This is a genomic window from Oceanospirillum sediminis, from assembly GCF_014164585.1.
Lineage (GTDB): Bacteria > Pseudomonadota > Gammaproteobacteria > Pseudomonadales > Halomonadaceae > Oceanospirillum > Oceanospirillum sediminis.
In genome coordinates, this window is sequence record NZ_JACJFM010000154.1 from 1 (window position 1) to 425 (window position 425).

Genomic DNA, 425 nt, shown 5'->3' on the forward strand with positions numbered 1-425 from the left:
TAATTACGAGGACTACGCGGAACTCGAAGCTAAATGCGCTGAGTTGGCAGCGGAGAATGCGGCGCTTAAACAGTCGGAAAAGGAATTTAATAACTTCTGTCGTCAGGAGTACTACGGTTGGGAGGACAACCTCACGGAAACCCCAGCCACCGATGATTTCCTGGCTGAAGTACGGGCGCAGGGTGTGGAGATGGCTATGGAGCATATGCAGTCGAGCGGTTCGTTAACATTTGGAGATTGCTACATATCACTTAACGAGTTCGCCGCAGAGCTTCGCAAAGGAGGATGGCAAAAATGACAATCACAAAACAACGAGTAGAAGAAATCATATCGCGAATTGAAATGTATGGTCATGGTGCAGGGTATACCGCTGACGAGGTTTATGACCTTGCTGTACTGGCGCTGAATTTATCAAATATCGCAAG

The 425-nt window shown here is 47.8% G+C and carries 1 protein-coding gene; it reads left to right on the forward strand.

The genetic code is table 11. The features are described from left to right. Nucleotides 1-298 (forward strand): hypothetical protein (locus tag H4O21_RS24330; protein WP_220495864.1); only part of this gene is annotated, 298 nt, incomplete at its 5' end. Nucleotides 299-425 lie beyond the last annotated feature (127 nt).